The organism is Pseudomonas sp. NPDC088885 (assembly GCF_044750025.1).
GTDB classification, from domain to species: domain Bacteria; phylum Pseudomonadota; class Gammaproteobacteria; order Pseudomonadales; family Pseudomonadaceae; genus Aquipseudomonas; species Aquipseudomonas rustica.
The window spans coordinates 1-7,341 of sequence record NZ_JBIVJB010000075.1 but is presented as its reverse complement, the minus strand read 5'-3'; the positions used below and the strand labels follow the sequence as shown (position 1 = coordinate 7,341).

The following is a 7,341-nucleotide window of genomic DNA, read 5'->3' as shown; positions in this document are numbered from 1 at the left end:
TACCCGCGGTGTTTGGTTTAGGGGCTGCTTCGCACCCCAACGGGGATAAATTCCCTCGCCACAGGTTAATGTTTTCCACCATAAAAAAAGCGGCGCCTGTTGAGGGCGCCGCTTTTTTCATGCCCTGCAACAACCCCCTGTAGGAGCTGCCGCAGGCTGCGATCTTTCGATCTACCGCTTAAAAATCCAACACCACCCCAACATTCACACCCTGCTGGGTAAAGTCATCATCCTTGCGGAACGAATACCCGCCACGCAACGCCAGATCCGCCGTCAGCTTATGGCTAACACCCAAACTCAAACGGTTCAAATGGCTCTGCGGCGTATAACCCTCAAGTTTGAAGTCATTCGCCGGTAAGGTATTCAGCGCGATATTGACCTTCTGCACGTCGTCTTCGTACTCGCGCTCATGCGCATACTCACCAAACACCTGCGTTTGCGGGGTGAAGTTGTACTTGCCCTGAATACCGACACCCAGACGTTTCGAATCGCGGGTCTGGTCATCGAAGGTCAGTGCTGTAGCGCGGTTGCTCTTCTCCGAATAACCATCGACATCAACACTGGCGTAATCAGCGCTGACGAACGGCGACAGATGCCATTCGCTGCCCGGCTGGGCAATGTCGTAACCGATGCGCGTGCTGAACGCCCAGAGGCTGCCGTCGGTATCACCTTTCTCCGCACCTTCGCTGGCGCCCAGATCAAACTTGCGCTTGAGGTTGTCGTAGTCGAGTTTGCCGCCGGTCAACGCCGCGTCAGCCCACCAGCGATTCTGCTGGAACTGGGCAAATGCGGTGGCCATGTAGCTATTGAGTTTGTAGTCCGAGTCGTTATGCCCGGCTTCGAGATTCTGCCGGTAGAAACCACCCGCCACACCGACACGCCACGCGTCATTCAGACGATAGCTGCCCCCGACATTGAGGTTGTAACCGCTGCCGTCGGCGCTGGCGCCGCTGCTTTGGCTGTCGACATCCAGATGCTGGCCACCGGCGGAGACAATCGCGCGCCATTGGCCGACCGCTTGCCAGTTTTCCCAATCCGCCTGCCATTGGCTGCGCAGTTCATCCTGATGCGCACGCACGGTGGCGTGGGCCATTTCCGGCAACAGTGTCAGTTCCCATGGCGCGGCCAGTAGGGAATAGGCGTAGTCGGAGATCAGTTTCTGCCCGGCTTCTGTCGGGTGCACGCCGTCGTTGTAAATCAGCTTGGTCGGATCCGGCGTCGCACTGTTAATACCGTAACGGGCGTTTTCCGGGCAACCGCTGCCGCTGAAGCACGTCGCGGTGAGGTTCTGATCAGTGGCCAGACCAAAACGGCCCGGATCGGCGAACACTTCCGACAGCAATACCGGAATGTTCAGCGGAATGATTTCCGCGTTGATGCCTTGCAGACGGCTGACCAACTGGCTGTTGAATTGCGCGGCGAGCTGGCTGCTGAACGCTTGCAGCGGCGTGCCGTTGATAGCCGGGGTCAGACCAACGTCAGGTAGCAGCCAGACCATCACGTATTTGGCACCGGCCGATTGCAGCGCTTGCACGCTGTCAGCCAGTCGATCGGCACCGGCGTTGGCTTGCGGCAGGCTGAGGATGCGGCCCTGGAGGAAGTCGTTACCGCCGCCGGAAATGTAATACAGCGCATTCGGGTCAGCGCGGAAGCCGTTCGAGGGCAGATAACCAGTGCGAGTGCGTTCACCGGTGGCGGATTGTGTGGTGATCGAATCGAGAATCTGGTCGGTGCGATAACCGCCGACCGCCCAGTTGTTGCCGTCGACCTGACCGTTTTCGACGCGCACTTGCGAGCTGGAAGAGGCGGTCTGATCCGGGGTGAAGCCGAGTCGGCCACCGAGCAATTGCGTGGAGTTCAGATCACGGGATTCGCCGCTGCCGTCCAGATAGATTGGCCCGGTACGGTTGGTGTAGCGCTGGGTAGCGCCGGCCGGGCCGCCGGTGTCGCGGAAGGTGCCGGCATCGTTGAGACTGTCGCCAAACACCACGAAATTCGAGTAAGGATTGGGGGCGGCATTCGCCTGGGCGCAGGCCAATGCGAGCAAGCATCCAGCCAGCGGTACAAACAACGTCTGTTTGATCATGAGCAAGTCCGTTTATTTATTGTTGTAGGTGAACGAAACGACAGTACCAAAAACTTCCGGCCTTTTGCCATCGGTCGCGAACCCTCTTATAGATTTAACCCCCAAAGCCCCGGCCATATTGCACGCTCCGCCCAGCTAAGTTACTGTGCCGGAACGTATGAACGAGACCTTCCCCGTGTTGATCACCAGCAAACTTCTGGATCAAGTCATCAAGGCACACGCCCGCTGGCGTTGGCGCGCCTGAATCTTTTCTGCCGGCCCCGCCGGATCTGTATCGCTTTGCCTTCCTTGCCTGTTTGAAATGCCGCTGTGCCGACGCGTCTACCCGCGTCCGACATCGTGCAGCGCCCTGCGGGCAAGTCATCTGAAGGCTGTCTCCAAGTCAGAATTCAAGAGGTTCGAATCGCCATGTTGCTGATGATCGACAACTACGACTCCTTTACTTACAACGTTGTGCAATACCTCGGCGAACTGGGTGCCGAGGTGAAAGTCGTGCGCAACGACGAATTGACCGTCGCCGAAATCGAAGCGCTGAAACCCGAGCGCATCGTCGTCTCCCCAGGCCCCTGCACCCCGACCGAAGCCGGCATCTCCATCGAAGCCATCAAGCACTTCGCCGGCAAACTGCCGATCCTCGGTGTCTGCCTTGGCCACCAATCGATCGGCCAGGCTTTTGGCGGCAATGTAGTCCGCGCCCGCCAAGTGATGCACGGTAAGACTAGCCCGGTATTCCACGAGGACAAGGGCGTTTTCCAAGGCCTGAATCATCCGCTGACAGTCACCCGCTACCACTCCCTGATCGTCAAGCACGATACTTTGCCCGATTGCCTGGAACTGACCGCGTGGACGCAACACGATGACGGATCGGTCGACGAAATCATGGGCCTGCGTCACAAGACCCTGAACATTGAGGGCGTACAGTTTCACCCTGAGTCGATCCTGACTGAACAGGGCCATGAACTGTTTGCCAACTTCCTCAAACAAACCGGCGGCACGCGCTAAGGACTTCCCATGAATATCAAGACAGCCCTGAGCCGTATCGTCGAGCACCTCGATCTCAGCACCGATGAAATGCGCGATGTGATGCGCGAAATCATGACCGGCCAATGCAGCGACGCGCAGATTGGCGCGTTCATGATGGCCATGCGCATGAAAAGCGAAAGCATCGACGAGATCGTCGGCGCCGTGTCGGTGATGCGTGAGCTGGCCGATCAGGTCGAACTGAAAACCCTCGACGGCGTGGTCGATGTGGTCGGCACCGGCGGTGACGGTGCGAACATCTTTAACGTGTCGACGGCTTCTTCGTTCGTCGTCGCCGCTGCCGGTTGCACCGTGGCCAAACACGGCAACCGCGCGGTCTCGGGCAAGAGCGGCAGCGCCGACTTGCTCGAAGCCGCCGGCATTTATCTGAACCTGACGCCGGTGCAGGTTGCGCGTTGCATCGACAACGTCGGCATCGGCTTCATGTTCGCCCAGACCCACCACAAAGCCATGAAGTACGCCGCCGGCCCGCGCCGCGATCTCGGTCTGCGTACGTTGTTCAACATGCTCGGCCCGCTTACGAATCCGGCCGGTGTTAAGCATCAGGTAGTGGGCGTGTTCAACAAGGCACTGTGCCGGCCATTGGCCGAAGTGTTGCAGCGTCTGGGCAGCAAGCACGTGCTGGTGGTGCACTCGAAGGACGGTCTGGACGAGTTCAGTCTCGCCGCGCCGACCTTTGTCGCCGAGCTGAAGAACAACGAAATCACTGAGTATTGGGTCGAGCCGGAAGATCTCGGCATGAAGAGCCAGAGCCTGCATGGTCTGTCGGTCGACGGCCCGGAAGCATCGCTGGCGCTGATCCGCGATGCCCTCGGCAAGCGCAAAACCGAGAACGGCCAGAAAGCCGCCGAAATGATTGTGCTCAACGCCGGTGCCGCGCTGTACGCCGCCGACGTGGCGAGCAGTTTGAAACAGGGTGTAGAGCTTGCTCACGACGCCTTGCACACCGGCCTCGCTCGGGAAAAACTCGAGGAGCTGGGTGCCTTTACCGCGGTATTCAGAGTGGAGAATGAGGGATGAGTGTACCGACGGTTCTGGAAAACATTCTGGCCCGCAAAGTTCAGGAAGTTGCCGAGCGTAGCGCCCGCGTCAGCCTGAGCGAGCTGGAAAGTCTGGCCAAGGCGGCCGATGCACCCCGTGGTTTCGCCAACGCGCTGCTGGCGCAAGCGAAGAAAAAGCAGCCAGCGGTGATTGCCGAAATCAAAAAGGCTTCGCCGAGCAAAGGCGTGATCCGCGAGAATTTTGTTCCGGCCGACATCGCCAAAAGCTACGAGAAGGGCGGGGCGACCTGCCTGTCCGTGCTGACCGACATCGATTACTTCCAGGGCGCCGATGCTTATCTGCAACAGGCGCGTGCCGCGTGCAGCCTGCCGGTGATCCGCAAGGACTTCATGATCGATCCGTACCAGATCGTCGAAGCCCGCGCGTTGGGCGCCGACTGCGTGCTGTTGATCGTCTCCGCCCTGGATGACGTGAAAATGGCCGAGCTGGCCGCTGTCGCCAAAAGCGTCGGTCTCGATGTGTTGGTTGAAGTGCACGACGGCGATGAGCTGGAGCGCGCGTTGAAAACCCTCGACACGCCGCTGGTCGGGGTCAACAACCGTAACCTGCACACCTTCGACGTCAGCCTCGAAGTGACGCTCGACCTGTTGCCGCGTATTCCGCGCGATCGGTTGGTGATCACCGAGAGCGGAATCCTCAACCGTGCCGATGTCGAGCTGATGGAAATCAGCGACGTGTATTCGTTCCTGGTCGGCGAAGCGTTCATGCGCGCGGAAAACCCGGGCACTGAACTGCAGCGCCTGTTCTTTCCGGAGCGTGGCACCTCGATCAGCGGTTCGACCCTCGACTGATTCGCTTCAGACCGAGTCGACCCTTTCGCGAGCAGGCTCACTCCTACACTTGGAATGCGTTCCCCTTGTAGGAGTGAGCCTGCTCGCGAAGGGGCCATCGAAACCGCTGAAGATTCTTATGTTGCCGGAGCCTGTTATGTCGCTGCCAACCCCCCTGACCATCGAAGCCGGCCTCCAGGCCGAACAAGACTTGCTGGCCTCGGTCTGCGCCGGCGACTCCGAATTCGGCCTTCTATTCTGGCAACCCAGCGATCGCGCGTTGGTCATGCCACGCCGCCTCAACCGTCTGCCCGCATTCGACCACGCCTGCGATGTCTCCGCAGCCGCCGGCTGGCCAGTCCTGCTGCGTGAAACCGGCGGCGAACCCGTCCCGCAATCCGCCGCCACCATCAACATCGCGTTGGTCTACGCACCACCGCGCAGCGAAGGCGATCTGAACCGCATCGAAACCGGCTACCACCGTCTCTGCGATCCGATCTGTCAGTTGCTCGATGAGTTGGGTGGCACGTCTTCCTTGGGCGAAATCGACGGCGCATTCTGCGACGGTCGTTTCAACGTCAATCTCGACGGTCGCAAAATGGTCGGCACCGCCCAGCGCTGGCGCCAGAGTCAGGGCGGACAGCGTCCGGTCGGTCTGGTGCACGGGGCGATGCTGATGGATGACGAGCGCGAATCGATGGTTGCAGCGGTCAATCGCTTCAATGAAGCGTGCGGCCTGGAGCAGCGGGTGAGGGCGCAAAGCCACATCGCTTTGCATGAAAAATTCAACGCGCCACAGGCCTTGGCGCGTCTCGATGAGCTGTTTCGTCTGATGCTGGCGCAGATGTACGCTTAGCGCGTACCGAAGACCACCATGGTTTTGCCTTTCACATCGACCAGGTTGCGTTCCTCGAGATCCTTGAGCACGCGACCGACCATCTCCCGCGAACATCCGACAATCCGGCCGATTTCCTGACGCGTCACTTTGATCTGCATACCGTCCGGGTGGGTCATTGCGTCTGGCTGTTTGCACAACTCCAGCAGGCAACGCGCTACGCGACCGGTCACATCAAAGAACGCCAGATCGCCGACCTTGCGTGTGGTGTTGCGCAGGCGTTGTGCGATTTGTCCGCTGAGGACGTAAAGAATGTCTGGATCCTGCTGCGACAATTCGCGGAACTTGGTATAGCTGATTTCCGCGATCTCACATTCAACCTTGGCGCGCACCCAGGCGCTGCGTTCTTGCTCCTGCCCGGCCTGTTCAAACAGACCCAGTTCACCGAAGAAATCCCCGGCGTTCAGGTAGGCGATGATCATTTCGCGACCGTCGTCATCTTCGATCAGGATCGTCACCGAACCCTTGATGATGAAATACAACGTATCGGAACGGTCGCCGGCGCAGATGATGTTGCTCTTGGCCGCATGACGACGGCGCTGACAATGCATCAGCAGCTTGTCGAGGTTCTTGATTTTGGGTGTGGGGGTAATAGCAACCATGGTTGTATCCCGAAAAGACTGCACGGTGATGTTTGGTTTTTTTATGAGGCGCTGAAGGCGGTCGCTGCACAGCTGGCATGGGCGCCAGCGAATTGGCGCCAGCTTAACAGACACTTCGTCGCAAATTCGAGAAATTACCTACGTCGTAGACGCATCCGTCCTAGGAACGACGCGCGCTGGCGGCACAATGCCCGTGCTAAGCTGGCGACCCTTTTTTCTACAGTGGAGTCTTGGCGATGAAGGCACGCATCCAATGGGCTGGCGAAGCCATGTTCCTCGGCGAATCCGGCAGCGGTCATGTCGTGGTGATGGACGGTCCGCCGGACGCCGGTGGTCGTAACCTGGGTGTTCGCCCGATGGAAATGCTCCTGCTCGGTGTGGGCGGTTGCAGCAATTTCGACGTGGTCAGCATTCTGAAGAAGTCGCGTCAGGCCGTCGAAAGCTGCGAAGCCTTTCTTGAAGCCGAGCGCGCGACTGAAGATCCGAAAGTGTTCACCAAGATTCACATGCATTTCGTGGTCAAGGGCCGTGGCTTGAAAGAAGCCCAGGTCAAACGCGCGATCGAGCTGTCCGCCGAGAAATATTGCTCGGCCTCGATCATGCTCGGCGCCGCTGGCGTGGCCATCACCCACGATTACGAAATCGTCGAACTCGGTTGAAGCGACATTCAACTATCATAAAAGCAGTGCAGACTCTGGCGATCCCCCGCTGACGTCTGCATAATGCGCCACTTTTTTCAGGGCAGTGATCGGTCAACCGACGGATCATCCGCCTGAACAGATAACCAAAATCGCCATCGCGAAGAGGTGTTAACCGTCCTACGCAGGTGCGTCGTTCGCACTTGACGGGCATGCTTGATCACGCGGCTGCGCCGCATACATAGAG

At 59.1% G+C, this 7,341-nt stretch carries 7 protein-coding genes; 5 read left to right on the top strand and 2 right to left on the bottom strand.

Annotation, left to right across the window (positions count from 1 at the left end; translation table 11 throughout):
* Positions 1–178 precede the first annotated feature (178 nt).
* Positions 179–2,086 (bottom strand): esterase EstP, encoded by a 1,908-nt coding sequence (gene estP, locus ACIP1X_RS22075; RefSeq protein ID WP_400755087.1) that lies wholly within the window; start codon positions 2,084–2,086, stop codon positions 179–181.
* A 408-nt stretch (positions 2,087–2,494) separates the two neighbouring features.
* Between estP and ACIP1X_RS22070 the strand changes: the two genes are divergently transcribed.
* The 4 genes from ACIP1X_RS22070 (at position 2,495) to ACIP1X_RS22055 (ending at position 5,815) form a co-directional block, all read left to right on the top strand.
* A complete protein-coding gene (locus ACIP1X_RS22070) occupies positions 2,495–3,088 on the top strand; it encodes an aminodeoxychorismate/anthranilate synthase component II (RefSeq protein ID WP_400755084.1) in 594 nt (197 codons plus the stop codon).
* A gap of 9 nt (positions 3,089–3,097) precedes the next feature.
* Positions 3,098–4,147, top strand: a complete 1,050-nt coding sequence (gene trpD / locus ACIP1X_RS22065; protein ID WP_150793331.1) for an anthranilate phosphoribosyltransferase — start codon at positions 3,098–3,100, stop codon at positions 4,145–4,147.
* Positions 4,144–4,980, top strand: a complete 837-nt coding sequence (gene trpC, locus ACIP1X_RS22060) for an indole-3-glycerol phosphate synthase TrpC (protein WP_053124365.1) — start codon at positions 4,144–4,146, stop codon at positions 4,978–4,980. Before trpD ends, trpC begins: the two co-directional genes overlap by 4 nt.
* A gap of 136 nt (positions 4,981–5,116) precedes the next feature.
* On the top strand, positions 5,117–5,815 hold the full coding sequence (locus tag ACIP1X_RS22055; RefSeq protein ID WP_400755081.1) for a biotin/lipoate A/B protein ligase family protein: 699 nt from the start codon (positions 5,117–5,119) through the stop codon (positions 5,813–5,815).
* On the opposite strand, the gene crp is transcribed toward ACIP1X_RS22055, so the two are convergent.
* A complete protein-coding gene (gene crp, locus ACIP1X_RS22050) occupies positions 5,812–6,456 on the bottom strand; it encodes a cAMP-activated global transcriptional regulator CRP (protein WP_053124359.1) in 645 nt (214 codons plus the stop codon). The genes ACIP1X_RS22055 and crp overlap by 4 nt on opposite strands.
* Before the next feature lie 236 nt (positions 6,457–6,692).
* On the opposite strand from crp, the gene ACIP1X_RS22045 reads away from it, so the two are divergent.
* Positions 6,693–7,115 (top strand): OsmC family protein, encoded by a 423-nt coding sequence (locus ACIP1X_RS22045; RefSeq protein ID WP_003228794.1) that lies wholly within the window; start codon positions 6,693–6,695, stop codon positions 7,113–7,115.
* Positions 7,116–7,341: the final 226 nt, after the last annotated feature.

Excerpts from the sequence above, each read along its gene's own strand:
- estP (WP_400755087.1), bottom strand. The coding sequence starts at position 2,086 with ATGATCAAACAGACGTTGTTTGTACCGCTGGCTGGATGCTTGCTCGCA.
- ACIP1X_RS22070 (WP_400755084.1), top strand. The coding sequence starts at position 2,495 with ATGTTGCTGATGATCGACAACTACGACTCCTTTACTTACAACGTTGTG.
- trpD (WP_150793331.1), top strand. The coding sequence starts at position 3,098 with ATGAATATCAAGACAGCCCTGAGCCGTATCGTCGAGCACCTCGATCTC.
- trpC (WP_053124365.1), top strand. The coding sequence starts at position 4,144 with ATGAGTGTACCGACGGTTCTGGAAAACATTCTGGCCCGCAAAGTTCAG.
- ACIP1X_RS22055 (WP_400755081.1), top strand. The coding sequence starts at position 5,117 with ATGTCGCTGCCAACCCCCCTGACCATCGAAGCCGGCCTCCAGGCCGAA.
- crp (WP_053124359.1), bottom strand. The coding sequence starts at position 6,456 with ATGGTTGCTATTACCCCCACACCCAAAATCAAGAACCTCGACAAGCTG.
- ACIP1X_RS22045 (WP_003228794.1), top strand. The coding sequence starts at position 6,693 with ATGAAGGCACGCATCCAATGGGCTGGCGAAGCCATGTTCCTCGGCGAA.